This is a genomic window from Minwuia sp. (assembly GCF_048263705.1).
Taxonomy (GTDB): Bacteria; Pseudomonadota; Alphaproteobacteria; order Minwuiales; family Minwuiaceae; genus Minwuia.
Window position 1 is genome coordinate 329595 of sequence record NZ_JBLXDV010000002.1, and the last position, 25887, is coordinate 355481.

The 25887-nt window shown below is 64.8% G+C and carries 25 protein-coding genes; 11 read left to right on the forward strand and 14 right to left on the reverse strand.

What is annotated here, in order from left to right:
* A complete protein-coding gene (locus ACN0X7_RS03985; RefSeq protein ID WP_417514346.1) occupies window positions 1-1257 on the forward strand; it encodes a D-amino acid dehydrogenase in 1257 nt (418 codons plus the stop codon).
* Here the strand turns inward: ACN0X7_RS03985 and ACN0X7_RS03990 are convergent.
* The 7 genes from ACN0X7_RS03990 to ACN0X7_RS04020 form a co-directional block, all read right to left on the reverse strand.
* Window positions 1239-2144 carry a hypothetical protein gene (locus tag ACN0X7_RS03990; RefSeq protein ID WP_417514348.1) on the reverse strand — a complete coding sequence of 302 codons (906 nt, stop codon included), beginning with the start codon at window positions 2142-2144 and terminating at the stop codon, window positions 1239-1241. The two genes, ACN0X7_RS03985 and ACN0X7_RS03990, sit on opposite strands and share 19 nt — an antisense overlap.
* Entirely contained in the window at window positions 2141-4363 is a 2223-nt protein-coding gene (locus ACN0X7_RS03995; protein WP_417514350.1) for a glycosyltransferase, read from the reverse strand. Before ACN0X7_RS03995 ends, ACN0X7_RS03990 begins: the two co-directional genes overlap by 4 nt.
* Window positions 4364-4394: 31 nt before the next feature.
* Window positions 4395-5489, reverse strand: coding sequence for a glycosyltransferase (locus tag ACN0X7_RS04000; protein WP_417514352.1), 1095 nt, complete (start codon window positions 5487-5489; stop codon window positions 4395-4397).
* Window positions 5486-6346: a hypothetical protein gene (locus ACN0X7_RS04005; protein ID WP_417514354.1), complete on the reverse strand. Its 861-nt coding sequence runs from the start codon at window positions 6344-6346 to the stop codon at window positions 5486-5488. Before ACN0X7_RS04005 ends, ACN0X7_RS04000 begins: the two co-directional genes overlap by 4 nt.
* Window positions 6347-6467: 121 nt before the next feature.
* On the reverse strand, window positions 6468-6926 hold the full coding sequence (locus tag ACN0X7_RS04010; RefSeq protein WP_417514356.1) for a hypothetical protein: 459 nt from the start codon (window positions 6924-6926) through the stop codon (window positions 6468-6470).
* Window positions 6927-6973: 47 nt separating this feature from the next.
* The gene (locus ACN0X7_RS04015) at window positions 6974-7927 is read right to left on the reverse strand and encodes an outer membrane beta-barrel protein (protein WP_417514358.1); all 954 of its coding nucleotides are present in this window, start codon (window positions 7925-7927) and stop codon (window positions 6974-6976) included.
* 237 nt (window positions 7928-8164) lie between these two features.
* Window positions 8165-9127, reverse strand: a complete 963-nt coding sequence (locus ACN0X7_RS04020) for an NADPH:quinone oxidoreductase family protein (RefSeq protein ID WP_417514360.1) — start codon at window positions 9125-9127, stop codon at window positions 8165-8167.
* Window positions 9128-9280: 153 nt separating this feature from the next.
* Here ACN0X7_RS04020 and ACN0X7_RS04025 point away from each other — a divergent pair, with 153 nt between their 5' ends.
* From ACN0X7_RS04025 to ACN0X7_RS04070, 10 genes are all read left to right on the forward strand, one after another.
* Window positions 9281-10030 carry a cytochrome c biogenesis CcdA family protein gene (locus tag ACN0X7_RS04025; RefSeq protein ID WP_417514362.1) on the forward strand — a complete coding sequence of 250 codons (750 nt, stop codon included), beginning with the start codon at window positions 9281-9283 and terminating at the stop codon, window positions 10028-10030.
* 101 nt (window positions 10031-10131) lie between these two features.
* Entirely contained in the window at window positions 10132-10440 is a 309-nt protein-coding gene (locus tag ACN0X7_RS04030; RefSeq protein ID WP_417514364.1) for a DUF1778 domain-containing protein, read from the forward strand.
* Window positions 10430-10972 (forward strand): GNAT family N-acetyltransferase, encoded by a 543-nt coding sequence (locus ACN0X7_RS04035; RefSeq protein WP_417514366.1) that lies wholly within the window; start codon window positions 10430-10432, stop codon window positions 10970-10972. Before ACN0X7_RS04030 ends, ACN0X7_RS04035 begins: the two co-directional genes overlap by 11 nt.
* A gap of 120 nt (window positions 10973-11092) precedes the next feature.
* The gene (locus ACN0X7_RS04040) at window positions 11093-13948 is read left to right on the forward strand and encodes a molybdopterin oxidoreductase family protein (protein WP_417514368.1); all 2856 of its coding nucleotides are present in this window, start codon (window positions 11093-11095) and stop codon (window positions 13946-13948) included.
* Window positions 13945-14682: a 4Fe-4S dicluster domain-containing protein gene (locus ACN0X7_RS04045; protein WP_417514370.1), complete on the forward strand. Its 738-nt coding sequence runs from the start codon at window positions 13945-13947 to the stop codon at window positions 14680-14682. Before ACN0X7_RS04040 ends, ACN0X7_RS04045 begins: the two co-directional genes overlap by 4 nt.
* Before the next feature lie 11 nt (window positions 14683-14693).
* Complete coding sequence (locus ACN0X7_RS04050; RefSeq protein WP_417514372.1) at window positions 14694-15623, forward strand: dimethyl sulfoxide reductase anchor subunit family protein; 930 nt, start codon at window positions 14694-14696, stop codon at window positions 15621-15623.
* A gap of 45 nt (window positions 15624-15668) precedes the next feature.
* Window positions 15669-17348, forward strand: coding sequence for an adenylate/guanylate cyclase domain-containing protein (locus ACN0X7_RS04055; protein WP_417514374.1), 1680 nt, complete (start codon window positions 15669-15671; stop codon window positions 17346-17348).
* On the forward strand, window positions 17345-17785 hold the full coding sequence (locus tag ACN0X7_RS04060; protein WP_417514375.1) for an acyl-CoA thioesterase: 441 nt from the start codon (window positions 17345-17347) through the stop codon (window positions 17783-17785). The genes ACN0X7_RS04055 and ACN0X7_RS04060 overlap by 4 nt, the downstream gene beginning before the upstream one ends.
* On the forward strand, window positions 17782-18657 hold the full coding sequence (locus ACN0X7_RS04065; protein WP_417514377.1) for a thioesterase family protein: 876 nt from the start codon (window positions 17782-17784) through the stop codon (window positions 18655-18657). Before ACN0X7_RS04060 ends, ACN0X7_RS04065 begins: the two co-directional genes overlap by 4 nt.
* Entirely contained in the window at window positions 18654-19592 is a 939-nt protein-coding gene (locus tag ACN0X7_RS04070) for an AEC family transporter (protein WP_417514379.1), read from the forward strand. The genes ACN0X7_RS04065 and ACN0X7_RS04070 overlap by 4 nt, the downstream gene beginning before the upstream one ends.
* 4 nt (window positions 19593-19596) lie before the next feature.
* Here the strand turns inward: ACN0X7_RS04070 and ACN0X7_RS04075 are convergent, their stop codons facing one another.
* From ACN0X7_RS04075 to ACN0X7_RS04105, 7 genes are all read right to left on the reverse strand, one after another.
* Window positions 19597-20748: a sensor histidine kinase gene (locus ACN0X7_RS04075; protein WP_417514381.1), complete on the reverse strand. Its 1152-nt coding sequence runs from the start codon at window positions 20746-20748 to the stop codon at window positions 19597-19599.
* Between the two features lie 82 nt (window positions 20749-20830).
* Window positions 20831-21685: a fumarylacetoacetate hydrolase family protein gene (locus tag ACN0X7_RS04080; RefSeq protein WP_417514383.1), complete on the reverse strand. Its 855-nt coding sequence runs from the start codon at window positions 21683-21685 to the stop codon at window positions 20831-20833.
* Window positions 21686-21845: 160 nt separating this feature from the next.
* Window positions 21846-23345 carry a carboxypeptidase M32 gene (locus tag ACN0X7_RS04085; RefSeq protein WP_417514385.1) on the reverse strand — a complete coding sequence of 500 codons (1500 nt, stop codon included), beginning with the start codon at window positions 23343-23345 and terminating at the stop codon, window positions 21846-21848.
* Window positions 23342-24046 (reverse strand): SURF1 family protein, encoded by a 705-nt coding sequence (locus ACN0X7_RS04090; protein ID WP_417514387.1) that lies wholly within the window; start codon window positions 24044-24046, stop codon window positions 23342-23344. The genes ACN0X7_RS04085 and ACN0X7_RS04090 overlap by 4 nt, the downstream gene beginning before the upstream one ends.
* A gap of 27 nt (window positions 24047-24073) precedes the next feature.
* Complete coding sequence (locus ACN0X7_RS04095) at window positions 24074-24436, reverse strand: DUF983 domain-containing protein (RefSeq protein WP_417514389.1); 363 nt, start codon at window positions 24434-24436, stop codon at window positions 24074-24076.
* A 25-nt stretch (window positions 24437-24461) separates the two neighbouring features.
* A complete protein-coding gene (locus tag ACN0X7_RS04100; protein WP_417514391.1) occupies window positions 24462-25298 on the reverse strand; it encodes a cytochrome c oxidase subunit 3 in 837 nt (278 codons plus the stop codon).
* A 4-nt stretch (window positions 25299-25302) separates the two neighbouring features.
* Window positions 25303-25884: a cytochrome c oxidase assembly protein gene (locus tag ACN0X7_RS04105; RefSeq protein ID WP_417514393.1), complete on the reverse strand. Its 582-nt coding sequence runs from the start codon at window positions 25882-25884 to the stop codon at window positions 25303-25305.
* Between the last annotated feature and the right edge of the window lie 3 nt (window positions 25885-25887).

Sequence of the window (25887 nt, forward strand, 5' to 3'; positions counted from 1 at the left end):
GTGGACACAATCGTGCTGGGCGGCGGCGTCGTCGGGATCACCACGGCATGGGAACTTGCCGCGCGCGGCCATGATGTCACGGTCGTCGATTCCGAACCGGAAGCCGCCAGCGCGACAAGTCACGCCAACGGTGCGCAGATCAGCCCTTCCGAATCCGTGCCCTGGGCCAGCCCGCACAATCTGGCGCTGGCCCTGCGCTGGATGCGGCAGCCCGACGGGCCGTTCCGTCTGCGGCTGACCGCCGATTCGCGGCAATGGTGGTGGCTCAGCCGGTTCCTGCGCAATTGCCGGCAGTCGATCTGGGACCGGAACGCGGTGCGCATGGTCAATCTCGCACTGTACAGCCAGGCGCGCCTCGCCGCGATCCGGGATGACGTCGCCATCGACTATGACCGCGAAGCGCACGGCATTCTCAGGGTCTACCGGGATGAGCGGGCGCTGCAGGCCAGCCTGGGCGTGATCGACGTGATGGCGGACCTGGGGGTTGCGATGGACCGGGTGGATCGCGATCAGATCAGCGAGATCGAACCCGCCCTGGTCCCGGCAATCCGGAACGGCACCATCGCCGGGGGCATTCTGGCGGCAGGCGATGAAACCGGAGATGCCCGGAAATTCTCGTCCGCCCTTGCGCAGGAACTGGCGGCGCGCGGAGTCGATTTCCGGTGGCAGACGACCGTCACCCGTATCCTGACCCACAATGACGCGATCCACGGCGTGCTGACGGACAGGGGCCGCATCGGTGCCGAACGGCTGGTGATCTGTGCCGGTCTTCAGTCACCGGCGCTGACACGGGCGCTCGGCTTCGATCTGCCGATCTATCCGTTGAAAGGATATTCCGCGACACGGCGTCTTTCATCGACCAACCGCGCGCCCCGGCTGAGCGTTACCGACGAGAACCGGCGCATGGTCGTCAGCCGGCTGGGCGACCGCATCCGCGCGGCAGGCAAGGCGGATCTGGTCGGGCACGACCGACGTCTGCATCCCCGGCGGGCACAGAACCTGATCGACGATCTGGACGCGCTGTACCCGGACCTTGCGTATGAAGGCCAGCCGGAACTGTGGACCGGACTGCGCCCGATGACACCCGATGGCGTGCCCCTGATCGGAACAACGCCGGTCAAGGGTCTGTTCCTGAACACCGGTCATGGATCACTGGGGTGGACCATGGCGGCCGGCTCCGCCGCGCTGGTGGCCGATGTCATGGATCGCCGGCAGCCGGAAATCGCGGCCGAGGACTATCAACCGCGTCTGGTCTGATCTCGGGCCGGTTCCCCGCCGGACCGGTAGACGTAGGCGGACCCAAGGTTCATGACGGCCTTGATCTGCCATTTGCGCAGCAGATAGCCGACACGCAGGTCATAGAAGTCCTGACGATCGGCGATGCCCGTCAGCCGCGCGAGCGCCTCATCGAAGACGGGAAGGCTTTCGTAGGTCAGCCGCCGTCGCCTGAACGCGCCCAGTTCGGACCGGGTCGTGGTCAGGATCACGGGTGCAAAGCGGCGGTTGAGCGATACCGCCTGTCCGATCTCCTCTGCCAGATGATCCAGTTGCGAATCGTCGACGCCGATCAGATTGATGCCCAGCGCGCGCAGTTCACCCCGTTTGGCCGAATAGGCGGCCAGTCCGGGGGACGGCCGGAACGACAGACCGACCGGTCGTTCGAGCCTGTTGTAGATGTGTCGCGCGCGCGCCAGTTCGTCCGATCCGCCGCCGGAACCGGTTCCGGGTGTTTCATCGACGGGCACCAGTTCCCGCGTTTCGGCCCCGCGCTTCAGCCATCCCGTCAGCCCTTTCGACAGAGGCTCCCGGGCTGCGCCGGTGCCCGCGACCGAATTCGGACGATCCAGCATCTGCCGCGTCTCCAGTCCCATCAGGTCTGCGACCGGTATGACCTGTACCGGCCCGGTCCTGCGTCTCGCACCGTCCGCATCGCGCTGGGCCTGCAGCAACTGATACTGCTCCTCGATCAGCCGCCGCTGCATCAGTTCGCGCGCCGACTGATCGGCGATCATCCGGGACTGGCGTTCCATCTGCTGCCGCAGCCGCACCACCTCGGTTTCCAGCATGCCGAACCGGTCCGCAAAGGCACGGCGCAGACCCTCGATCGTGGCATCGAGCCCCTCACCTTCTGGCTTTCCCGTCATGTGGCATGCTCCTCGTCTCGACGGTCCCAGCCGTACGCCTGCTCGGTCCGGTCGAGCATGGCCGACCAGCCGAAGGCCGAGCGTACATGATCTGCTGCCCGGCGTCCGAATCGGGCCCGCAACATGTGATCTTCGACAAGCGGGACAAGGACGTCCGCCAGCGCCGCCGGCGTGGCCTCGCGCACCAGAAACCCGGTTTTACCGTCCAGAAAGGTCTCCCGGGCCCCGCCGGCATCGGTTGCCACCACCGGACACCCGGTCGCCTGCGCCTCAACCAGCACATTGGGGAACCCTTCGGTGCGGGACGTCAGCAGCAGAACGTCCATCCCGGCATACTCCCGGGCCATCGCAGTGCGGCGTCCGGCAAGTTCGATGCGGTCTTCCAGGCCCGCCTCGGCGATCCGGCGCGCGAGGGGCGTCGAAAATGGCCCGTCCCCCACCAGAACGCCCCTGACATCGAAACCGCGACGCCGCAGTTCCAGCACGGTCTCTAGCCACAGCATCGGACGTTTCTCTTCGGTCAGGCGCATGACGCCCCCGATCACGACCGCCCGCTCCGCGGCAGGCGACGCCCGATCCGCGACGGGAAATCCGGCCAGATCGAAACCGTTCCGCACCAGACCGATATCCGCAGGCGCCATGCCGAGCCAGCGGCTATAGTCATCCCGGCCGGACTGGCTGTTGTTCACCAGACTGACGCGCTGATGCGCCAGCAGCAGCAGCATCAACCGTCTGAGATAGGGCCGATTGCGGCCTTCCTTGCGGTCCGGGGCCAGGCTGCGGGTCCCGATCACGATCTGGGGTACACCGGCCAGCAGCCCGGCGAGCGCCACGATCGCGCCCGTCACATCCTGCCAGCCATGCACGACCGCCGGTCGTTCCGCGACCATCAAGCGGCACAGCGCGCCCAACTGCGCGGCCAGGTTGTCGGGCAGCAGTCCAACGAGGTTGGCGGCATGAGAAAGCTCGACCGGCAGCCGGGCGTCCGGATGGTCCCGGCCAAGTGCCAGATCGTGGCATGTGATTCCGGCAGCATGGAGTTCCGCCAGATGATGGTCGTTGCCGGTCACGGACAGGTCCTGCAGCGATGCAACATGGATCCGGTCCGGTGAAGTGGATCGTTCGGCCAGTCCCATCGCGGTCAGGACCAGTTGCCGTTCGGCCCCGCCTGGTCCCAGCGTGCCGGTGACCAGAAGCGCCTTGCGCGGCGATTCGGGCGGTCGGACGCGTACCGCAGCCCGGCCTGCCAGACGTTCGAGCACCACATCGGGCAGTTCGATATCCATCGCCGCCAAACCGTCCAGCCCGGGCATCTCATCCAGACCCAGGGCGCGGGAAAGCGCCTGCAGGCGCGCCATGTGCTGGGCCGGAACCCGCCGCCGCCAGTCGCGTGCGTCCAGCTGTCTAAAGACCCGGATCGCCTCGGACACATGCCCGTCGATAAGCAGGTGACTGCCGATACGCCGCAGGATCCGCCGCCGCTCCAGCGGCTGATCGCTTCCGACGCGCCGCCGCATCCGTTGCGCGACATCGAAGAAACCCTGCCGCTCCATCAGTCGCGCCGCGTTTCCGATATCCCGGGCGTCGAGCATTCGATCAATCCCGTCCGAGGCGGCCTGAGCCGCCTGCGCCAGTTGACCCAGACGGCGGTTGGCAGCGATCCGAAGCCCGACCCGGGCCGGGTCCTTGTCGGGCATCGTATCCCGGTCGTCATCCAGCGAATCGAGCACGCGATCATACTGTCGGTGCCGGGCACCAATGCGCGCCAGCCCCGTGCGGGCCGCCGTGCTGGACGGATCCCGCTCGATGGCCGCGCGATAGAAGTCCGCCGACTGCCGGAGTTCGCCCAGCCGGAACGCAGCATCGGCCCCGGCGAGCAGCAGCGGCAGCGGCAGGTCGTCCCCGCCGGTCCGGACGAGATGCAGGACCCGTTCATGGTCTGCTGCGGACTGGCACAGTTCGACGAGTGCAGCGCGCAATACGGTATCTTCGGGACGGTGATCCAGCAGCAGGGACAGTGCCGCGACAGGATCGGCGTGCGAAAGCTTCAGGCAGGCGACATAGGCCTCGACCAGCGCCGGTGTCGCGGCTTCATTGCGAAGCAGGTGGCGATAGAGACCGGATGCTTCCGCATACCGGCCCGTCTGTCTCAGATGATCGGCAATCGATCGGGTAGTTCCGACCGCCGGATTGCTCGAAAGCGCCTCGTCATCAGTCATGCGCTTCTATGGGCGCATTGCCCCGCCAAGGTCAACGACCGACAAGCGCGGCGATCCGATCCGCCGCTTCGGCAGCCCCGTTCGCCTGAAACGCGCCGGGGCGCGCGGGGGCCTTGCGCATCGCCCGGGCGATGCCGCGCTCGACACGGGCCGGAAGATCCTGTGCGGGCCGCGATTCGACCACCTCGGCGTGACCCGACTGTGCGGCAAAGCTGGCCCGCAGCGACTGATCGTCGACTTCCATCTGGTTCGGGATGAAAATGGCCGGGCGGTCCGAAGCCATGATCTCGTGGAAGGAATTGTACCCCGCCGCACTGACGATCAGATCGAAGGCCTGAAACAGGCGCGCCAGGGGGTAGGTGTCCAGAACCGTGACATCCGCGCCGAACGCCGGCTGCTCGCCCGCGATCTTCCAGCGCGCCAGGAAAATCCGGGTGTCGCCGCGTTGCCGAAGCGCGTTGATCGCGGCCCCCGCCGCATCCCAGTTGCGCTCGATCCGGCCGGCACCAAGCTGTACCAGCGCCGCCTTCTCCCCGTCCCGAAGGTTCAGGAGCGCGCGCGCGGCCCCTCTGTCCAGCAGCTCGGACTGATCCAGCAGGCGGATCGGCGCCGTCTTCACGAACTGCATCGGCGGCGGGGCCAGTTCATTCGCCCGGGTGGTCACCCCCTGATCCAGCGCAGCCGCCAGTTCGCCGGGTTCGAGCACCAGATCGCAGAGCGCCTGATCCTGCAGATTGCGATGCAGGTTCCGGACCTGACGCCACATCGGACGCCGGATCCAGACCAGCCGCCGCCGACGGGTGCTGCGGGTCACACTTTCCGAGACCCAGGGAAAGATCGCCGTCCCGTCCTGAACGACGACATCGCTGCGATAGAGGGACAGCAGCGCCTCGAATTCCCGGCGCAGCTGGTTCGTCCAGGCGCGCCGGGACATATCGAGGTGATCGATACCCGGGACATGCTCGACGACGGCGCGCGGCAGCAGTTCGAAGGCATCCAGCGCCGGGGAGTTGGACACGATGATCGGCGTCACATCCTCGGGCAGACGCCGGGCGATCGCCAGGATGCGGGTCGCATGGCCCATGCCCGTGCCGTTGATGCAGACGAAGGTGACCGACCGGGTCATGGCCTGTCCTCCTCGGCGACGGCGTCGGCCGCGATCGTGCGCAGCCAGGCCACGGGGTCGCCGGTCGCCGGGCGATGGCCGGAACCGGCGACCGCGGAAGGTGGCGGCTTTCCCGTGGCGATGAAACGGTCGGCAGCGACGCGTCCCTCCGCACCGGACGCGTCGAAGATCGGCAGTCCGGCGGAAGCCGCATATCGGCTGAGATCGTGCTGCAGGCCGGCCGGCCCGTGCACGGCGAGCAGATCAACGTGCTGCACCAGCCAGACGTCCGAGACCGTGTCGGGCGGGATGATATGGACACCCGGGCCAAAGGCCGGTTCGGTCGGCATCGGCGAGGTCAGTATCAGACGCAGGCCGAGGTCATCTCGTCCGGCTAGCGAGGATGTCCATGTCCGGAAAGACTCATCTAGTGACGCGGACGGAGACATCAACACGCCCGCGAAGGTGCGCGACCGTTCGATGGACGGGCCGCGCGGCGCAGGTTCGGGCTCGGCTTCGAGCAGCGGCAGGGGATCGCGGACGACGGTCAGACCGTCGAGATCGGGTACGGCGTCTCCGGTCGGATCGATGAAGATGACGGTCCGGAATCCGCAGCCTGTCAGTCGCGCCTGGACGAACAGGGTGCTGAACGGACGAAGCGACGGGTCGATCCGGCTTCCGGCCGTGGTCAGAACGAAGGCAATGGCCTGTGCGCCGACATCCAGGAGGCCCGTCGATGCATCCACGGCGGCGTCCGGAGAGGAAAACAGATAAATCCCGTCGATATCGGGATGGTTCGGCAGATTCCCGACCGAGCAGGGCCGGATGCCGGCGCATTGATCCAGACCAAAAGGAAAACCGGCGCTGTCATAAACCAACAGCACCGGTTTCTGGTATTCCTGTCCGCCTTGTTCGGCGGCTCGCATCCGCATCGGTCGCTCAGTCTTTCTGGAACATCAGGCGCAAGACCGGGTGATCCGGATGGCGTGGTCTCGCCGATCAGCTGTCTGCGGTAATTTCCTGAATGTCGCTCGCATCCAAGCCTTCGATAACGTCTTCCACATCGACGCCGCCCGCTTCGGCGGAACCCACGCCCTGGATCTCACCGTTCTGGATCATGGTGTTGACGACATTGCCAAGCGCGCCGGCCTGCAGCAGTGCACCGACATCGACGCCGCGGGCGCTGAGAGACTTGACCGCGTCCTCGACGACATCAGAAGCAGAACGCTGCGCCTGGGCGACCTGAACATAGACCTCGGACTGAGCCAGGGCGGCATCCGCCTTGGCATCAAGTTCGAACCGCAGCCCCTCGTCGGATGACACGCGATCCTTGTGCGCGCCGTCGTCGCGGGTCGCCGCATCGGCGAACTTTGCCGGAATAAGGACCGCAGCGACGGTCTGCAGAAGCACGACGCCTCCGCGGATAACTGCACCAATCGTATTACGTAACTTGCTCATCTTGGCTTTCCTGCACCAGTTCCAGTTTATATGCGCCTATCGCCCGATCACTTGGCGGTCGAGAACAGCAGCTTGACCCCGACACCCACACGCGGGCCCGTGAAGTCCTGCGTATTGATGTTAGACTGCTGGTCAACGACGCCGGCTTCAGCGAAGCCCGTCACATTCTTGGAGAATTTATAGTCAACCCGGCCAAACACCTCGAAGATATCGTCTTCGCGGGTAATGCCGCCCTGCACCGCGGGGTTCCCGGCGTCGAATTCCTTGTTGGAATATTTGGCACGGAGACCGATCGAGGCCTTCTTGTTGATGTGATAGCCAGCCCGCGCGCCCACGAAGTAAAGCAGGTTGGACTGGAAGTTCGTGTCCGCGTTCGTGTCGAGAAGACCGGTCTCGGCCATCAGGAACGTGCGATCCTGGAACGGATACCAGAAGGCACGGGCCGATGCGAAGATACGCGTCTGGTCCAGACCCGGGAAATTGTTCTCGTCGAAATCGCGATAGCTGCCGCGCACATTGGCGGTCAGCGCGTAGGAACGGTTGGGCGCATAGCGCGCGGTGAAGTCAGCACCGTTCTCGATATACTGATTGTTGCCATCCTTGCGGCGGTAATCGCCGAAGTATCCGACCCGCGCGAACAGGGCACCGAACCGCTTGCCCACGTCGGCAAAGCCGCCCAGCAGCAGATTGTCCTGATCGGTACGATCAACGTGCTGGAAATACTGCAGCCGGCCCGCGACGCGCACGATGATGCCGTCCTGCAGGCGACCGGTCGCGATCAGCTGGTTGTTGGTCGAGAGCCGGATATCGTCATCGCGGATCGCAGCGTTCTGGACGCTGTTCACGAAGTTGTCGATATACTCAACCTTGTTCGTCGACAGAAACAAGGAGGACCATTCAGCCGCACCGGCGGCAGCCGGTACCGCCACGAAGCCTGCTGCTGCGAGCAGCGCAGCGCCGACCGTCGAAACTCTAAAGCTGTTCTTGCGCAAGTCGATCATTCCCTCGACACCCTCACCATTCTCAACTAGTGGCCATTTTAGCCCGGCCCAGGAACCTGATCTCTATCCCTCTCCCCGACGGTGGTCAAGCGTGTCGAGGCCTTTGTTTCTCTGGTGTTGCCTATATGCAGCAAAACCGTCACATGAACTGTGCGCCCACGCACACAACGCCGAAACTATGCATCCCAGACGTAAACAAAGCGTTCCGGACAGGCGCATTCGACAGGGCACCGCGGATCACGGGGAAAGCACAACCTTCCCGATCGCCTGACGACCGGAGATCACTGCCAGCGCCTCAACGGCTCGTTCGAGAGGAAAAACCGAATGGACATGGGGGTTTAGCTTACCATCGGCGGCGAGATCGAGCATGTGAACCATGTTCCGCCGACCGGCAGCCGGATCGCGTCGCCCGTATTCACCGGCGCGCACGCCGATCACCGAACAGCCTTTCAGCAGCGCATAGTTCGCGGGCACGTCGGGGATCGTGCCGCCGGCAAACCCGATTACGAGCAATCGCCCGCCCCATGCTATCGCCCTGAGCGACTGGAATAGAAATTCTCCGCCGACGGGATCGTAGACAACGTCGGCACCCGCACCATCCGTGATCTCCATCACGCGGTCCCGGAAGTTCTCCGACCGGTGGTCAATGGCGACTTCCGCGCCCTTCGACAGGACGGCCTCGGCCTTCGCATCAGAGCCCACCGTCGCGATCACGCGCGCGCCCAGGGCACTGCCCAGTTCAACCGCCGCAAGCCCGACACCACCGGCTGCACCATGTACCAGCAGGACCTCGCCACTCTGCAGGCGGCCCCGGTTCACCAGCGACACATAGGCGGTGGAATAGGCCGACCAGAATGCCGCCCCTTCCTCGAAACTCCAGCGTGCCGGCAGGGGCACGGCCCAGGCTTCAGGCACCACGGCCTCGTCGGCGTACATGCCGCCCTTGCCGTGGATGATCACCCGGTCCCCCGGCGCAAAGCCGGAAACCCCGTCGCCCACGTCCAGCACCTCGCCCGCCGCCTCCATACCCGGTGCGAAGGGCAGATCCGGCTTGTGCTGATACTTTCCGGCGATCATCAGGATGTCGGGAAAGTTCAGGCCCACGGCGCGGATACGCACACGAATCTCGCCCGGACCCGCCGTCAGATCGGGCAGGGTCTGATACTGCATGACCTCGGTCGGGCCGAGGGTTTCAACCATCATCGCTTTCATGAGACCCACTATAAGTCCGCTGCGGCATCATGGAAGCGCGCAGCACGCTTGACGGTCATGTGACTGGAGCGATAGCACTCGCGTTCGATATGAGGGACGTGATCCGGATCGGATTTCGTTCAAAGGGAAGGCTGGACAGTCATGGCGGCAAGCATCAGCTATCTGGCGGCGGCGGGCGGCGGGTTCATCTCGTTTCTCAGCCCCTGCGTCCTGCCGCTGGTCCCCGCCTATCTGTGTTACCTCGCCGGCACATCCTACGAAGACCTGACCGAGAAGGCCGGACGCGACGCGGCCATGACCCGGCGCGTGGTCGGCATGTCGATGCTGTTCGTGCTGGGCTTCGGCATGGTGTTCGTCGCACTGGGGGCCAGCGCCTCGGCGATCACCGAACTGCTGCGCAGCGATCCCGACATCATCCTGACCCTGCAGACCGTGGCCGGCATCATCATCATCATCTTCGGCCTGCACATGATCGGCCTGTTCCGGCTCGCCTTTCTGAACCGCGAGGCGCGGATGGACGCCAGCACGAAGGCGCTGCGCGGACCGGGCGCCGTTCTGCTGGGCATGGCGTTCGGATTCGGCTGGACGCCCTGCATCGGCCCGATCCTGGGCGCGATCCTGGCCATCGCGGCCAGCGAGCAGAACGTCTATTCCGGCGCATCGCTGCTGGCGGTCTACGCGCTGGGTCTCGGCGTGCCGTTCGTGCTGGCCGCGCTGGGTATCCGCGCGTTCCTGGGCTTCCTGATCAGGTTCCGCCGCCATATGCGTAAGGTCGAGATCGGCACCGGTGTGCTACTGTCCATCACGGGCGTGCTGTTCCTGACCGGCCACATCCAGGAGTTCGGCTTCTTCCTGCTGGAGACCTTCCCGGTGCTGGGCACCATCGGGTAGCCCGGACACCCAGCCTCCGACGATACGTCCGGGCAAGTCTGTCCATCTTGATTGATATGTAATGCCATATGCATTACATTCGAATGCAGGGACACATCAACATGCTGGACTTTGAAATCATCGGAACAGGCGACGAGCAGCAGAACCGCACCACACAGGTACGGCATGGCGAGCGTCTGGCTGAACTGATCGAGCGCGCGTCAACGGCGCTGGGCGTCGACAAGTCCGTGTTTCTGCGCAATGCAATTGCGAAGGAAGCCCAACGTATCCTCGAGAACAACGCGCGCCATGTGCTGACCGAAGAGGACGCAAGACTGTTTGCGGCAGCACTCGATATGCCACCAGCGCCATCGCCGCGCGCCCTGAGAGCCGCCGCATCCTACCGGCAACGCGTGGTCAATGCCGACTGAGGACACATCTCTCAGTATCGAGAGATGGGACCCGTCGCGACATGACCGCTCAGGCTTCGACTGCGGCGTACATCGTCTGGACAATTTTCTGAAACTGTCGGCGAAGAAGCAGCAGAAGGATGACATGACCCGGGTCTATGTCGCCGTCGAACCGGGACATGCGCGCGTCCTTGGCTATCATGCGATCAGTGTCGGCACGATGAACGTGACCGAATTGGCGAAGCCGCCCAGAGGCACGCCGAACCACGGCAATATACCGGTCCTGTTCCTGGGTCAGGTTGCCGTGGACCGGAGCGCGCAGGGGCTTGGCATCGGCGGCCTGCTCATGCACCACGTCTTCGAAAAAGCCTGCGTCATTGCCGATGAAGCCGGCTGCCATGCCATTCTGCTGGACGTCATGTCCGATGGCGACGCGAACGCCTTCGCACGGCGCAAGGGCTGGTACGAGGAATTCGGATTCCAGAGTTTCGTCAGCAATGCGGCCAGAATGTTCATGACCATCAGACAGGTTCGGGACATCGTCCAAAGCTAGCTGCCTTCTGGCAGAGGCCCTGCCATGACGCGCAGACGTTGCGCCACGCGCCGCGCTGGGGCAAAACTCCACCTCGCGATCGGGGAATTCGAGTCGCGTCCTGTTGGGGAGGGATACCGCTTGGCCGATACAGCACCACCGAACAAGCGAGTCGCCAGGACGACCTGCTACATGTGCGCCTGCCGCTGCGGGATCGATGTGCATCTGGAGAACGATGTCGTCCGCTATATCGGCGGCAACCGCGACCATCCGGTGAACAAGGGCGTGCTGTGCGCCAAGGGTTCCGCCGGGATCATGCAGCACTACTCCCCCGCCCGGCTGAAGAAGCCGCTGAAACGCGTCGGCGAGCGCGGCGAGGGGAAGTTCGAGGAGATCGAATGGGAAGAGGCGCTGTCGACGGCGACGGAGTGGCTTGCCCGCACCCGCGCCTCTGATCCGAAGAAGCTGGCCTTCTTCACCGGGCGCGACCAGAGCCAGTCCTTCACCAGCCTGTGGGCGCAGCAGTACGGCACGCCGAACTATGCGGCCCATGGCGGCTTCTGTTCGGTCAACATGGCCGCCGCCGGGATCTACACGATGGGCGGCGCGTTCTGGGAATTCGGCTCACCTGACTGGGAACGGGCCAAACTGTTCCTGATCTTCGGCGTTGCGGAAGACCATGACAGCAACCCGATCAAGATGGGCATGGCGAAGCTGAAGGAACGCGGCGCGCGGATCATCTCCGTCAACCCGATCCGCACCGGCTATTCCGCCATCGCCGACCAGTGGCTGGGTGTGAGGCCCGGCACGGACGGTCTGCTGATCCTGGCGCTGATCCACCAGATCCTGAAGGCCGGTCATATCGATATCGACTATCTGCGCCGCTATTCGAACGCGGGCTGGCTGGTCATCGACCATCCGGGTCAGGCCGACAACGGGCTGTTCCTGCGCGATGCGGACGGCGCGGAGATGGTGCGCGACCGGAAGACCGGACAGGCCGTGCCCGCCAGGGGCGCGGACGCCGACCTACGCGGGCGCGTCGATCTGGGGGACGGCCGCAGCGCGCGCCCCGTGTTTGAGCTGATCGCCGAGACCTATCTGGATCAGAAATACGCGCCCGAGAACGCGGCGGAAGAAACCGGTATTTCCGCCGACACCATCCGCAACGTCGCCGCCGAGATCGGGCGGGTGGCGTTCGAGGAAGCCATTGAGATAAAACAGCAATGGACCGACGTGAACGGCGAAACCCATGACAGCTTCAAGGGTCGCCCCGTCGCCTTTCACGCCATGCGCGGGATTTCGGCCCATTCGAACGGGTTCCAGACCTGCCGCGCGCTGCACCTGCTGCAACTGCTGATCGGTGCGGTCGACTGTCCGGGCGGGTTCCGTTTCAAGCCGCCCTACCCGAAACCGCTGGACGCGCACCCGAAGCCTACCGGCGTCAGCGCCGGGCATCAGGTCGTCGGCACCATCCTGCCGAACCAGCCGCTGGGCGGGCCGCATCTGGGCTTCCCGCGGGGACCGGAGGACATGCTGGTCGATGATGACGGCAAGGCGGTGCGCATCGACAAGGCCTTCAGCTGGGATGCGCCCCTGTCGGCCCACGGCATGATGCACATGGTCATCGCCAATGCCTACAACTGCGATCCCTATCCCATCGACATCCTGTTCATGTACATGGCCAACATGTCGTGGAACTCGACCATGAACACCGCCGAGACGATGGAAATGCTGTCGGCGAAGGACACGGCGACCGGCGACTATGTCATTCCGAAGATCATCTATTCCGACGCCTATCAGTCCGAAATGACGGCCTATGCCGACCTAATCCTGCCCGACACGACCTATCTGGAACGCCACGACTGCATCAGCCTGCTGGACCGGCCCATCGGGGAGCCGGATACGGTGGCCGATGCGATCCGCTGGCCGGTGGTCAAACCGGACCGCGACGTGCGCGGGTTCCAGTCCGTGCTGGTCGATCTGGCATCGCGGCTGGGCCTGCCGGGCTTCATCGCCGAGAACGGTGCGCCCGCCTACCGGGATTACGCGGACTACATGATCAATCATCAGCGCCGCCCCGGCGTCGGTCCTCTCGCGGGGTTCCGCGGTGCGAACGGCGATGGCGGCGGACGCGGTGAACCCAATCCCGACCAGATCGACCGCTATATCGAGAACGGCGGCTTCTGGTCGGAAGAGATCCCTGAAGACGCACAGTTCTTCAAGTTCGCGAATCAGAACTACCAGGACTTTGCCGTCGAGAAGGGCTTCTTCGACAAGCCGAGCCCGGTCACCTTCCAGCTCTACCTGGAGCCGCTGCAGAAATTCCGGCTGGCGGCGGAAGGCCACGGCGACAGTCAGCCGCCGGAACATCGCCGGCAGGCCGTCGCCGATGCCTTCAGCCCGCTGCCGATCTGGTATCCGCCCTTCGAGGGGGAGGCCGTGGCCGAAGGCGACTTCCCGCTGCATGCCCTGACCCAGCGCCCGATGGCCATGTATCATTCGTGGGGCAGCCAGAACGCGTGGCTGCGCCAGATCCATACCGCCAACGCGCTGTATGTGCCGGACGCGATCTGCGACGAGATGGATCTCGCCGACGGCGATCTGGTCGATGTGGTCAGCCACCATGCCCGGATCCGGGTGCCCATCCAGCGCATGCGGGCCGTGAACGGATCGACCGTCTGGACATGGAACGCCATCGGCAAGCGCAAGGGCGCATGGCGGCTGGACCCGGATGCGCCGGAGGCCGAGAAGGGTTTCCTGCTGAACCACCTGATCCGCGAGCTGCTGCCTGACGACGGTTCCGGACAGCGCGTCGCCAACTCCGATCCCATCACCGGACAGGCTGCCTGGTTCGATCTCCGCATCCGGCTGGAGAAGGTCGACGATCAGGAGAACGCGCGCACCGAACCCCGCTTCGACGCGCAGGACGCCGCCCCCGGATCGAAGGAGACCCCGGACATGCAGGCTCATCACCCGACACGGCCGGTGCGCACATGACCGCCCTGCCGCAGACCATGGACAAGAAGCTGGGACTGGTCATCGACCTGGATACCTGCGTCGGCTGTCACGCCTGCGCGGTGAACTGCAAGGAATGGAACACGGGCGGCGACCTCTCGCCTCTGGCCGACGAAGACCCCTATGGCGCGGACGTGTCCGGCGCGTGGCTGAACCGCATCCATTCGTTCGAATACGGGTCGGGCGACGAGGCCCGGCTGGTACATTTCCCGAAAAGCTGTCTGCATTGCGACGACGCGCCCTGCGTCACCGTCTGCCCCACCGGCGCCTCGCTGAAACGATCCGAGGACGGCATCGTGCTGGTGGACGAGGACCGCTGCATGGGGTGCGGCCTGTGCGCCTGGGCCTGCCCGTATGGCGCGCGGGAGATGGACCCGGCGGCCGGCGTGATGAAGAAATGCACCTTGTGCGTGGACCGCATCTATTCCGACGACCTGCCCGAGGAAGACCGCATCCCCGCCTGCGTGCGCACCTGCCCGTCCAGCGCACGGCATTTCGGCGATCTGGCCGACCCGAATTCGGACGTCAGCAAGCTGGTCGCCGAACGCAGCGGCTACGAACTGATGCCGGAACTGGGCACGAAGCCCGTGAACCGCTATCTGCCGCCCCGCGAACGCGCCATTCCAAGCACGGCCGCACGTGCCCCTGCCGAGACCGGCGGGAACCTGACGGGTTTCTGGAAATGGCTCGACGGGGCGCTGGAGAAGATCGGATGAGGGTTACCTGAATGCATCCCGCTTTTTCCCTCATCCTCTTCACGACCCTCTCGGGAGCCGGCTTCGGTGCCCTGACCGCCGCCTGGCTGACGGGCCGTTTTCTTGGTATCGACGGTCTGCAGATCACGGCGATCCTCGGCTTTCTGATGGCCGGGTTCGGTCTGCTCAACTCATTGCTGCATCTGCGGTCTCCGGCCCGCGCGCGCTTCGCCCTCAGTCAGTGGCGGACGAGCTGGCTCAGCCGGGAGGGCGTGCTGGCCATCGTGACCATGCTGCTGGCCTTCGTGCTGATCGTCGCGAGCTTCCTGCGGGAAGATCCGTTCGCACGGGACTATGATGCCTGGCGCTTTGCCGGCATCGCTCTCGCAATCATCAGCATGGTGACGGTGCGCGCGACCGGCATGATCTATCAGTCGATCGCAGCGGTCCCATCCTGGGCGAAACAGCCGACCAGCCTGATCTTCCTGCTGTTTGCGGCGACGGGCGGCGGCATGATCGCGCTGGCGGCGGCGGGAGACGCATCGAACATGGGCTACGGCGTCGTGCTCTTCTTCCTGTTCACGGTCTGGTACTTCAAGGTGACCGTCTGGGGCCGGATCGACAGGATGGCACCCACCGCGACGATCGGATCGGCGACCGGCCTGGGCGACAATGATGTGCGCCTGTTCGAGCGTCCCCACGTCACCGAGAACTGGCTGACGAAGGAAATGGGCTTCCGCGTTGCCAGACGCCACGCCATGAAACTGCGTCTGGTGGCCGTGATCGCCGGCGGCCTGCTGCCGGCCGCGATCATCGCGCTGCCGCTGTTCGATGTCGCGCCCCACTGGCTCTGCTGGCTGGCCGTGCCGATCCACCTTGCAGGTGTCATGGTCGAACGCTGGCTGTTCTTCGCGGAGGCAAAGCACGTGCAGATGCTTTTCTACGGAGAGCAGGCCGTCTGACCGCGCGCACTTCCCACAGATCGGAAATGCTCTAATCTCGCCATCATGAACATGACGAACAGGATACGGCTGTATTCGGGACTGATCCTGTTTGCCTTTGTGGCCAGCCATCTGACGAACCATGCGCTTGGCATCATTTCCGTGACCGCGATGGACGCGGGGCGGGAGGTCTTCCTGTTCGTCTGGCGGTCATGGGTCGGCACCGCCGTCCTGGTCCTCGCCCTGGTCGCGCACACGCTGACCGTCGCGCGATCCGCCTACCGCCGGCGGACCTGGCGCGGCCTCAGCATCACCGACATCATTCAGTATGTCACCGGCATCGCCATTCCACCGCTTGTCGTCTTTCACGTGCTGGCCAATCGCGGCCTGCACGAGCTCTACGGACTGGAAGACACCTATCCCTGGGTGCTGATGGCGCTCTGGCATTTTGATCCCTGGACGGGGCTGCAGCAGGCCATCCTGGTGGTGATCACCTGGGTGCACGGCTGTGTGGGCATCCACATGTGGCTGCGCCTGAAGAGCTTTTATGCGCCGCTCGTCCCGACCGCATACACGGCGGCACTGCTGCTGCTGGTGCTAAGCCTTGTCGGTTTCGTCAACGGGGGCCAGGAAGTGGCGGCGCTTACGAAGGATCCCGTCTGGATGGCGGCCTATGTCGAGGCGACGGCGCTGCCGCCCGAGGCCAGCGCATGGGTGTACGCCACGCGCGACATCGCCTGGACCGGCATGATCGCCGCCCTCGTCCTGTTCGGTGCCGTGCGCGGATCGCACTATCTGTTCGAACGGCGCAAGGGTCTTATCGTGGTGCATTACCCGGAAGACCGCAGGATCGCGGTCGAACCCGGCGTGACCGTCCTGGAAGCCAGCCGCCGGGCAGGCATTCCGCACGCCAGCATCTGCGGCGGGCGCGGGCGCTGTTCGACTTGCCGGGTCAAGATCGTCGAGGGTCGCGAAGACCTGCCGCCGATGGAAGCCTCCGAACGCCGCGTGCTGCGCCGGATCGGTGCGCCCGACGGCGTGCGGCTGGCCTGTCAGCTGCAGCCGAACCAGACCTTGAGCGTCATTCCCCTGTTGCCCCAGCCCACGCCGATGCGCGAGGCCTTCGCCGATCCCGGCTATGCCCAGGGAGCGGAGCGCCGCATCGCGGTGCTGTTCGCGGATCTGCGCGCCTTCACCAAGTTCGCGGAAGCCAAGCTGCCCTATGATGTGGTGTTCGTCATGAACCAGTACTGCCGCTACATGGGCGAAGCCGTCGAGGCGAACGGCGGACGTCTGGACAAGTTCATCGGGGACGGGGTGATGGCCCTTTTCGGCATCGATTCCGACGCGGAGACCGGCGCGCGCCAGGCGCTGGAGACCGCACGATCCATGTCGATCGCGCTGGAACAGATGAACGAGGCGCTGAAAGGCGACCTGCTGCACCCGATGAAACTCGGCATCGGCATTCATCTTGGCGACGTCATCGTCGGTGAAATGGGTTATCGCAACGTGGTCTCGTTCACGGCAATCGGCGACGCGGTCAACATCGCCAGCCGCCTTGAGAAAGCCAACAAGACGTTCGGGACCCAGCTGGTCTTTTCGCGTGCCGTGGCCGACGCGGCCGGCCTGACAATGGACCAGGACACCGCACGCACCATCGAGATCCCGGGCCGCGACAGGCCCGTCCGCGCCCACGTTCTGAATTCCGGCCAGAACCTGCCAGAGACCACGAAGGCCAAAGCATGATGGATGAACCACCCGAGACCTTTCGCGGCACTGTCCGGATCGAGCAGTGCGACCATTTCGGCCACATGAACGTGCAGTTCTACAGCGCAGCGCTGAGCGACGGGTTTTTCTTCCTGATGAACCTGATCGGCCTTGGGAAGTCGGTGGTGGCCGAGCGCCAGCTCGGGCTGGCGGCCGTCTCGATGGAGCAGAAGTTCCGGCGCGAGCTGCGCCCCGGCGATCTCTATCGTGTCAACAGCGGCTTCATCTCGGTCAGCCCCGGCAAGATCCTGATCGGACACCGCATGAGCCTGATCGAAGGGGACCGGCTGGCGCTGACGGCACACACCGTCGGCCTGCCGATGGACCTGAAGGCGCGCAAACGCACCGATATGCCCGATGACATCCTGCATCGCGCGCGCGCACTTGTCTGTCCGCCGGAGGCCTTCGGGTTATGAGTGGCGAACGCACGTACTGGCGCGGCACCTTCAATCAGTGGCAACTCGGTCTCGGGGGGCACATCAACGTCCAGCACTACGCGCAGGCGCTGGACGAGGCGCGGCAGGCGGCCGCGACGGCACATGGCGTTACGCCCGACCTGCTGCGGGACGCGGGCCAGACCGTCCGCCCCGTCGTCGATCGCATCGATTTCCGCAGGGAACTGGTGCCGGGCGACAGCGTCACGCTGGACGGCGTCGTCTGCCGGGCCGCGGGCGGCCAGGCCCTGCTGAACGGAGCGGTTCAGACCTGTCCGGGCGCGGTCCGCGCCATGCGCTTCGAAACCGGTTTCGCGGTGCAGACCGTCGAGAGCCGGGAAACGCGGGACTGGCCGGGATCCGCGCTCCCGAAGGCCGACCCGCTGCGCGCGATGCGACCCATGATGGACCCCTGGATGCCGGATCACACGCCGGACGACGCCTGGACGACCTGGTACGGCACGGTCGAGGTGCGTGACTGTGACCGGACGGGGCTGCAGTCGCCGCGCGGCCTGTATGACATCATCACGCGCGGCCTCTGGGCGGTGCACATCCGGCTGGGCCGCCATCGCGACCGCATGAGTGCCACCGGCACCGCAGGCGGCGTCACCGCCATCCAGGTGCGTTACGGCAGGCCTGCCCGCATGGGCGACCTGCTGGAATGCCGTACGGTTCTGCTGGGCATCGGGGCCAACTCGCTCAGGATGGGACACCTGATCCGTGACGTGACCGACGGCGTGACCGTCGCCCGCGTCGAGTATGTGAACACGTTCTTCAGCCGCCGCACCGGCAGCAAGTCCCCGCCCGATGCCGATTACCTGGAAGGCCTGCTGCCGATCCGGCTGCCCGGATGAGCGCTGTCTTCGATTCGGTCCTGCCGCTGTTCGCACTGGTGCTGATCGGCTATGGCGCGCTGCGTTTCGGTGCGTTGAGCCAGGCCGGACTGGAGGGGCTGAACCGTTTCGTCTACCTGTTCGCGCTGCCGGTGATGCTGTTCTTCACCATGGCGCGCAATCCGCTGGACGAACTGTTCGACTGGCGTATCGTCGCCGCCTATTCCGGCGCATCGGTGGTCACGTTCGGCCTCGCCCTGGTCGCCGGCATGCTGCTGTTTCATGGCCGCAGCCTGCCGGAGCGCACCATCGTCGCCGGCGCGAGCGGCTTCTCCAACATCGCCTATCTCGGCGTACCGCTGATGATCGGCGCGTTCGGGCAACAGGCCGCAGCGCCCGTCGGGCTGATCCTGCTGACCGACAACCTGATCCTGATCTCGCTGATCATGGTGATGCTGGAAGCCAGCACGGGAGAGCGCGTGTCGCCCATGCGGCTGGTCGGCAAGGTCATCGCCGGATTCGGGCGCAACCCCTTCATGCTCGGCATGCTGATCGGTGCCGCGTGGGGACTGCTGCGCCTGCCCCTGCCCGGCCCCGTCGACCGGTTCGGCGATCTGCTGGGCAGCGCGGCCGGACCCTGTGCCCTGTTCGCGCTGGGCGGATCGCTCTATGGCCGCCCCATCGCCGAGGGCCGTGGCGAGGTCGCCTTCGCGAGCGCGATGAAACTGTTCATCCATCCGGCGCTGGCCGCCGTGGCGGCTTTCATGCTGCTCGACTTGCCGGCGGAGATTGCGGTTCTGGTGGTCGCCGTCGCGGCACTACCGACCGGGGCCAACATCTTCGTGCTCGCGACCCAGTACGACGCCGCCATCGCGCGGGCGTCCACGGTGGTGCTGGTCACCACCGGGCTCGCCGTCGCGTCAGTGTCGGCGCTGCTGCTGATCCTGACGGGATAGGGGATCAGGCAGCCATCTGCTGCGACTGGTTCACCGGCGCGAGAGGCAGGGTCAGCACGAACCTGCGATTGCGTCCGTCCCGATCAAGGGTCAGAGCCCCCCGGTTTACACGCATCAGTGTCGAGACGAGGGACAGATGAACCGCCGTCGGACTGACCGACGCGATGCTTTCGGTTCCCTCGTTTACCGACGAATAGGCGCCCGCATTCAGCCCTGCGTGCCGCAGCTCCGGCGGCACATCATCCAGTATCCACGCGGACTCATCTGCAATGATCTCGATGACGACCTTGTCCGCATCCTGTCGTGCCGCAATCCAGCAGGCAGTGCCGGCCTGTGACGTCGCAAGCGCCGCCTGCAATGTGTGCGTCAGCGCCTGCTTGATGGCACGGGGATCCGCCAGCGCCGTCAGCGATGCATCCACGGGTGCGCGCGACAGGCTCTTCTCCGACTTCTCGGCACGCAGATGCATCAGGCCGATGTTCTGATCGATCAGGTCGGTGACATTGATCTGCTCGACCGCGACCTCGTCGCCCTGTTCGGCATGTCCGATTTCGGTCAGAACCTTGACGGTTTCCATCAGATCGCCGCCACTGCGACCGATGTTGGATGCGTAGTCCTTGTACTTCTCGCCGCCCAGCGGCCCCATGACCTCGTTCGACATCATCTCGGCAAAGCCGATGATGTGGTTCAGGGGCGTGCGCAGTTCGTGGCTCATGCTGGACAGCAGCTCAAGCTTGCCTTTCAGATGCCGTTCGTCGGCTTCCTTCTCGGCACGGATGGCATCCAGCGCCGCGTCCAGCCGCGTGATGCTTTCCTGTACGTTGGCCATCAACACGCCGGCCTCGTCGTTGTATTTCGTCGGCAGCGCCGGGACGGCCCGATGATCGAGATAGCTGTTCAGCGCCTTCGCAGCCATGCGTACGGGTGCCAGCAGGCCGTGATGAATCACCAGCGTTGCCGCCGTACCCACCAGTGTGGCGACCAGCATTGCAATCACGATATCGATGTTTTCCATGATACCGCGTCCGCTGGTCAGCAGAATATAGGAGACGGCCCCGATGATCGGGACGTGCACCCCGATGAAACTGACGACAAGGATCTTGCCCAGATAGCTGCCGGACAGGAACAGGCGGTTAACCGCACGATAGAGATACATGGCTGTTTACCCTCAACAATTTGCGAGGGTGCAACCTGCACGGCTTTTCCTAACGGTCGATTAACCGGGTGCCGGTCGCCTGTTATGCGCGCTCGTCAACGATGCCGTTCCGCAGGGTTCCGATGCCGGTGATCTCGACCTCGACCGTGTCACCGTCCTTCATGAACAGGGGCGGCGTGCGCTTCATGCCGACACCGCCGGGCGTACCGGACGCGATCACGTCGCCGGGCTGCAGTTCCATGAAGCTGGAGATATAGGAGATCACGAACGGAATGTTGAAGATCAGCTGGTCGGTATCTGCGTTCTGGACCACCTGCCCGTTCAGACGTGTGGTCAGCGTCAGCGCGGACGGATCGGGGATGTCGTCGGTCGTCACCATCCAGGGTCCGAAGGCGCCCGTGGCGGTGAAGTTCTTGCCCGGCATGAACTGGTGGGTATGGGACTGCCAGTCGCGCACCGAACCGTCGTTGTAGCAGGAATAGCCGGCCACATGATCCAGTGCATCCTCGCGTGACACGTGGCGCCCGGCCTTGCCGATGATCACCGCCATCTCGCCTTCGTAATCGAACATGTCGGAATTGACCGGCTTGACCATCGGCTGCGCGTGCCCGACCTGGCAGTTGGCGTAGCGCGGGAAAAGCACCGGATAGCCGGTGGGCTCGCGCCCGGTCTCGATGCGGTGATCCTCATAGTTCAGGCCGACGCAGACGATCTTGTGCGGGTTGGGAATGACCGGCAGAAAGGTGACATCCGACAGCGCGTGATCGGCAGATCGGCCCTTGGCCGCAGCCGCCGCTTCAGCCATCGCATCGGCCTCGATCAGGCTCAGCAGGTCGTCATATTTTCCGTCCATCGCCACGCCAAGGTCGATCACGCCTTCGCCTTCAACAATCCCGAAACTGGTCTTGCCCTCGGCTTCAAAGGTCATCAGGCGCATGTCGGTTCCTCCTCGGATCTTTCTTGATTGAACGCGACCCTAATGCGTTTGTCGCGCGAAGTGAAATACGGATTGATCGTCATGTTGGCATGCCTGCGGTTTTTGATGAGATCATCATCAAATCGAAATAATGCTGCCCGCACAGACCCTTGCCCATGTTCTAGCTGCCCAGATAGCGCGTACGCAGATGTGCGCGGAACGCGTCGGCGGAAAGCGGTGCACCGGTCGCATCGGCGATGATCTCGCCCGTCGTCCGGCTGAGGGCCAGCGCGTGCACCTTCTCGCGCAGCCATTTCAGGAAGGCCGAGAAATCGCCGCGCGCGACCTGATCGTCCAGATCGGGCAGCGCACGCCGCACCGCCGCCGTCAACTGGGCCGCCGCGAGCGCGCCGAGCGTGTAGGTCGGGAAATAGCCCACTGCGCCGTCCATCCAGTGAATGTCCTGCAGGCATCCGTCGCGATCATCCGGCGGGCGCACGCCCACCAGTTCGGCCATCACGTCGTTCCAGGCACCCGGCAGATCGGCAATCGACAGATCGCCGCTCAGCAACGCCTTCTCCAGCCGGTAACGGACGATGATATGCAGCGGATAGGTGGCTTCGTCGGCGTCGACACGAATCAGGCCCCGTTTCACCCGCGTGACGAGGGAGGCAAGGTTCGCGGCATCGAAAGCGGGCTGGCCGCCGAATGCCGCCGAAACCTGCGGCGACAGGTATCGGGCGAACGCGGGGCCGCGGCAGAGCTGCATCTCGACCGCCAGCGACTGGCTCTCGTGCAGCGCCATGCCGCCGGAACCGCCGACCGGCTGTCCGCGCCAGTCGACCGGCAGGCCCTGCTCGTAGAGCGCGTGCCCGGTCTCGTGCAGGATCCCCATCAGCGCCTCGGCGAAACCGTCGGTCGTATAGCGCGTCGTCAACCGCACGTCGTCGGGGACGCCGCCTGTGAAGGGATGTGCGCTTTCATCGAGACGGCCCTGGGAAAAGTCGAACCCCAGCGCCGCCATCAGGCCTTCGCCCAGCGTCTTCTGCGCGGGCACCGGAAACGGACCGACCGGCTGGACGGGTTGCGGCCCGGCACCCTGGCGGGTGAGAATGTCATCGACCAGATCCGGCAGCCATCCGGACAGATCGTCGAACACCGGTGCGATGTCCGCATCCCGCAGACCGGGTTCGAACAGTTCCAACTGCGCGTCATAGGGAGAGAGTCCCAGGGCCGCCGCGCGGCTCGCCGCGGCCTCCCGCGTCAGCCGGAAGATCTCTTCCAGATGCGGTCGCTGGGCCGCGAAGTCATTGCCGGGCCGGGCCGTACGCCAGCACATCTCGGATGCTGCGCCCGCGCGCTGAAGGGCTTCGACCAGATCGCTCGGAACGGCGGTCGCCAGCGTATGTTCGCGGCGCATCAGATCCAGGTTCCGCGACTGCCAGCCGGAAAGTGCCGACCGGTTGGCTTCCGTGCTGTCCAGCAGGTCCGAGGTCATCGGGTCCAGCAGGATCTCCCGCGCGATCAGCGACAGTTCGGCAATCTGGTCGGTCCGCCCGCCGACCGCGCCATCGGGCATCAGCGTGGAACTGTCCCAATGCAGGATCGCGAGCGCGTCCTGGATGCGGCTGCGGCGCTGGAAGCGCTGCTCCAGCGTGGTGTATGTGTCCGGTACGCTCATGCCTGATCCTGCTCCCGCGCGCGGCGCAGGCCCATGATCAGCCAGATCACCAGCAGCACGACCGCCAGCGAGAACCACGTGAACGCATATTCCAGGTGATTGTTGATCAGATGCAGTTCGGGCCGTCCGGCGCGCGGCCAGGTCACGCCGGATTCCTCGGCGACCACATACCAAGGCGGTGTCTGCAATCCCGCAGCCGCGCCCATCGCGACCGGGTCCGAGGCGGACCACAGGTTGCGCACCGGATCGTCGTCGGGCGTGAACAGGTTCCGCTCGTCGGGCAGGCGCAGCACACCCGTCACGGTGACGGACCCTTCGGTCAGGCTTGCGGGGCGCGTATCGGGAGATTTCAGCCCGTCGGGCACCCAGCCCCGCTCTACCATCACGGCCTGACCGTCATCGTGGATCAACGGTGTGAAGATCCGGTACCCGACCCTGCCGCGCTCCGCCTTGCCGAGGCGATGCGCTTCGTGCGCATGGTCAAAGGTTCCGGTGACCGTCACGCGACGGAACCGCCAGTCATCTGGTTCGTCAAGCTGTGCCGGCAGGGGGACGGCCGCGCCATCCATCCGCGCCGCGATCTGTTCGATCAGCCCGTTCTTCCAGTCGAGACGCTGGAGTTGCCAGATGCCCAGACCGCAAAGGATCGCGAAGGCGATCGCTGCGGAGACGGTGAGCGGGATCGAGGGTCTAAATCGCATGTCGGATCCTGTCCGGAAAGGGACGGGTCAATAGTCGACGTCCTGCGTTGCCCGGTTCCTGTATTGCAGCGCAATCAGAAGCGCCTTCGCCGGGCGCAGCAGCAACAGGGATCCGCCGACGACCAGCGGCACGAGATAGAGCGGATGGACCCAGAGCGCCGGCGCGTAGGTGAACTCGACATGCAGGGCGAGCGCCGCCGCGATGGCACCAATGATGAAGATGACGAAGATCGCGGGACCATCGCCCGAATCGACCTTCGCGTAGTCCAGGTCGCAGACGTCGCACTGCGAGGCGATCCCCAGAAAGCCGTCGAACAGACGGCCCTCACCGCACCGGGGACAGCGGCAGGTGAATCCGGCCCGGAAGGGAGAGACGAAGGAATCTTCCATCAGCCCCGGGCCGGTGCTCGCCACATCAGCCGTGGTGGATCACACCACCTGCGCCACCCCACCAGTAGATGCAGATGAACAGGAACAGCCAGACCACATCGACAAAGTGCCAGTACCAGGCAGCCGCCTCGAAGCCGAAATGGTGATCGGGCGAGAAGTGTCCCTTGGCGGCACGGATCAGGCAGACCAGCAGGAAGATGGTGCCGACGAAGACGTGGAAACCATGGAAGCCAGTCGCCATGAAGAAGGTCGAGGCGTAGATCCCGTCGGTGAAGCCGAACGGCGCGTAGATGTACTCATAGGCCTGCACACAGGAGAACAGGGCGCCAAGGATCACCGTGCAGATCAGGCCGTTGATCAGCCCCTTGCGGTCGCCTTCCTTCAGCGCATGGTGCGCCCATGTCACGGTCGTACCCGACAGCAGCAGGATTACCGTATTGACGAAGGGCAGATGCCAGGGGTCGAAGACCTCGATCCCCTCGGGCGGCCAGGTCCCGCCGATGGCCTCGTTCGGATAGAGCGCGGCACCGAAGAAGGCCCAGAACCATGCGACGAAGAACATCACTTCGGAGGCGATGAACAGGATCATGCCATAGCGGTGATGCAACTGCACGACCGGGGTGTGATAGCCCTTGTGCTCGGCCTCGTCGATGACGTCACGCCACCAGACCAGCATGGTGTAGAGGACACCGGCCAGGCCGACGAAGAAGACGATGCTCGGGATCAGCGCCGCGCCCTCTTCGGCGTGCATCCACGTCACCGCACCGATGGCCATGATGAATGCCGACAGGGCACCCACCGCCGGCCACGGGCTCGGATCTACCAGATGATAGTCGTGATTCTTTGCGTGAGCGTCAGCCATGCTCTCACTCCCTTGACGTCGCGCCGTCCGCTACGGCGCTGACCTTGACATTCCGCTCTCCACCCTCGGATTGCGCTTCGAAAAACGTGTACGAGAGCGTGATCGTCCGCACCTCGTCCGTATTGGTGTCTTTCTCGATCTCCGGATCGACAAAGAACTGCACCGGCATGTCGACCGACTGCCCGGGTTGCAGCGTCTGTTCCGTGAAACAGAAACATTCGATCTTGTTGAAATAGATTCCGGCCTTCTGCGGCGAGACATTGAAGGTCGCCGTGCCGGTCACGGGCCGGTCACTCAGATTGGTCGCCCGGTAGAACGCCATCGCCGTTTCGCCGGTACGCAGTTCGATACGCGACTGCAGCGGCTTGAACTGCCAGGGCATCTCGCGGTGCAGCGACGCATCGAAGGTCACCGCGACCGTCGTGTCGCCCAGAACGTCCGAGGCGCCGTCGGCCTGCTGGGTCGTGCCGCCGTAGCCGGTGACACGGCAGAACAGATCGTAGAGCGGCACGGCGGCGAAGCTCATCCCCGTCATCAGCACGACGATGGCAAGGCATGAGATCACGATGCGGCGATTGGCAGGCATGGC

Excerpts from the sequence above, each read along its gene's own strand:
- ACN0X7_RS04020 (WP_417514360.1), bottom strand. The coding sequence starts at position 9,127 with ATGGTTGAAACCCTCGGCCCGACCGAGGTCATGCAGTATCAGACCCTG.
- ACN0X7_RS04015 (WP_417514358.1), bottom strand. The coding sequence starts at position 7,927 with ATGATCGACTTGCGCAAGAACAGCTTTAGAGTTTCGACGGTCGGCGCT.
- ACN0X7_RS04035 (WP_417514366.1), top strand. The coding sequence starts at position 10,430 with ATGCCGACTGAGGACACATCTCTCAGTATCGAGAGATGGGACCCGTCG.
- ACN0X7_RS04060 (WP_417514375.1), top strand. The coding sequence starts at position 17,345 with ATGATGGATGAACCACCCGAGACCTTTCGCGGCACTGTCCGGATCGAG.
- ACN0X7_RS04010 (WP_417514356.1), bottom strand. The coding sequence starts at position 6,926 with ATGAGCAAGTTACGTAATACGATTGGTGCAGTTATCCGCGGAGGCGTC.
- ACN0X7_RS04070 (WP_417514379.1), top strand. The coding sequence starts at position 18,654 with ATGAGCGCTGTCTTCGATTCGGTCCTGCCGCTGTTCGCACTGGTGCTG.
- ACN0X7_RS04000 (WP_417514352.1), bottom strand. The coding sequence starts at position 5,489 with ATGACCCGGTCGGTCACCTTCGTCTGCATCAACGGCACGGGCATGGGC.
- ACN0X7_RS04095 (WP_417514389.1), bottom strand. The coding sequence starts at position 24,436 with ATGGAAGATTCCTTCGTCTCTCCCTTCCGGGCCGGATTCACCTGCCGC.
- ACN0X7_RS04030 (WP_417514364.1), top strand. The coding sequence starts at position 10,132 with ATGCTGGACTTTGAAATCATCGGAACAGGCGACGAGCAGCAGAACCGC.
- ACN0X7_RS04105 (WP_417514393.1), bottom strand. The coding sequence starts at position 25,884 with ATGCCTGCCAATCGCCGCATCGTGATCTCATGCCTTGCCATCGTCGTG.
- ACN0X7_RS04090 (WP_417514387.1), bottom strand. The coding sequence starts at position 24,046 with ATGCGATTTAGACCCTCGATCCCGCTCACCGTCTCCGCAGCGATCGCC.
- ACN0X7_RS04055 (WP_417514374.1), top strand. The coding sequence starts at position 15,669 with ATGAACATGACGAACAGGATACGGCTGTATTCGGGACTGATCCTGTTT.
- ACN0X7_RS04085 (WP_417514385.1), bottom strand. The coding sequence starts at position 23,345 with ATGAGCGTACCGGACACATACACCACGCTGGAGCAGCGCTTCCAGCGC.
- ACN0X7_RS03995 (WP_417514350.1), bottom strand. The coding sequence starts at position 4,363 with ATGACTGATGACGAGGCGCTTTCGAGCAATCCGGCGGTCGGAACTACC.
- ACN0X7_RS04100 (WP_417514391.1), bottom strand. The coding sequence starts at position 25,298 with ATGGCTGACGCTCACGCAAAGAATCACGACTATCATCTGGTAGATCCG.
- ACN0X7_RS04080 (WP_417514383.1), bottom strand. The coding sequence starts at position 21,685 with ATGCGCCTGATGACCTTTGAAGCCGAGGGCAAGACCAGTTTCGGGATT.
- ACN0X7_RS04045 (WP_417514370.1), top strand. The coding sequence starts at position 13,945 with ATGACCGCCCTGCCGCAGACCATGGACAAGAAGCTGGGACTGGTCATC.
- ACN0X7_RS04075 (WP_417514381.1), bottom strand. The coding sequence starts at position 20,748 with ATGTATCTCTATCGTGCGGTTAACCGCCTGTTCCTGTCCGGCAGCTAT.
- ACN0X7_RS03990 (WP_417514348.1), bottom strand. The coding sequence starts at position 2,144 with ATGACGGGAAAGCCAGAAGGTGAGGGGCTCGATGCCACGATCGAGGGT.
- ACN0X7_RS04065 (WP_417514377.1), top strand. The coding sequence starts at position 17,782 with ATGAGTGGCGAACGCACGTACTGGCGCGGCACCTTCAATCAGTGGCAA.
- ACN0X7_RS04025 (WP_417514362.1), top strand. The coding sequence starts at position 9,281 with ATGGCGGCAAGCATCAGCTATCTGGCGGCGGCGGGCGGCGGGTTCATC.
- ACN0X7_RS04050 (WP_417514372.1), top strand. The coding sequence starts at position 14,694 with ATGCATCCCGCTTTTTCCCTCATCCTCTTCACGACCCTCTCGGGAGCC.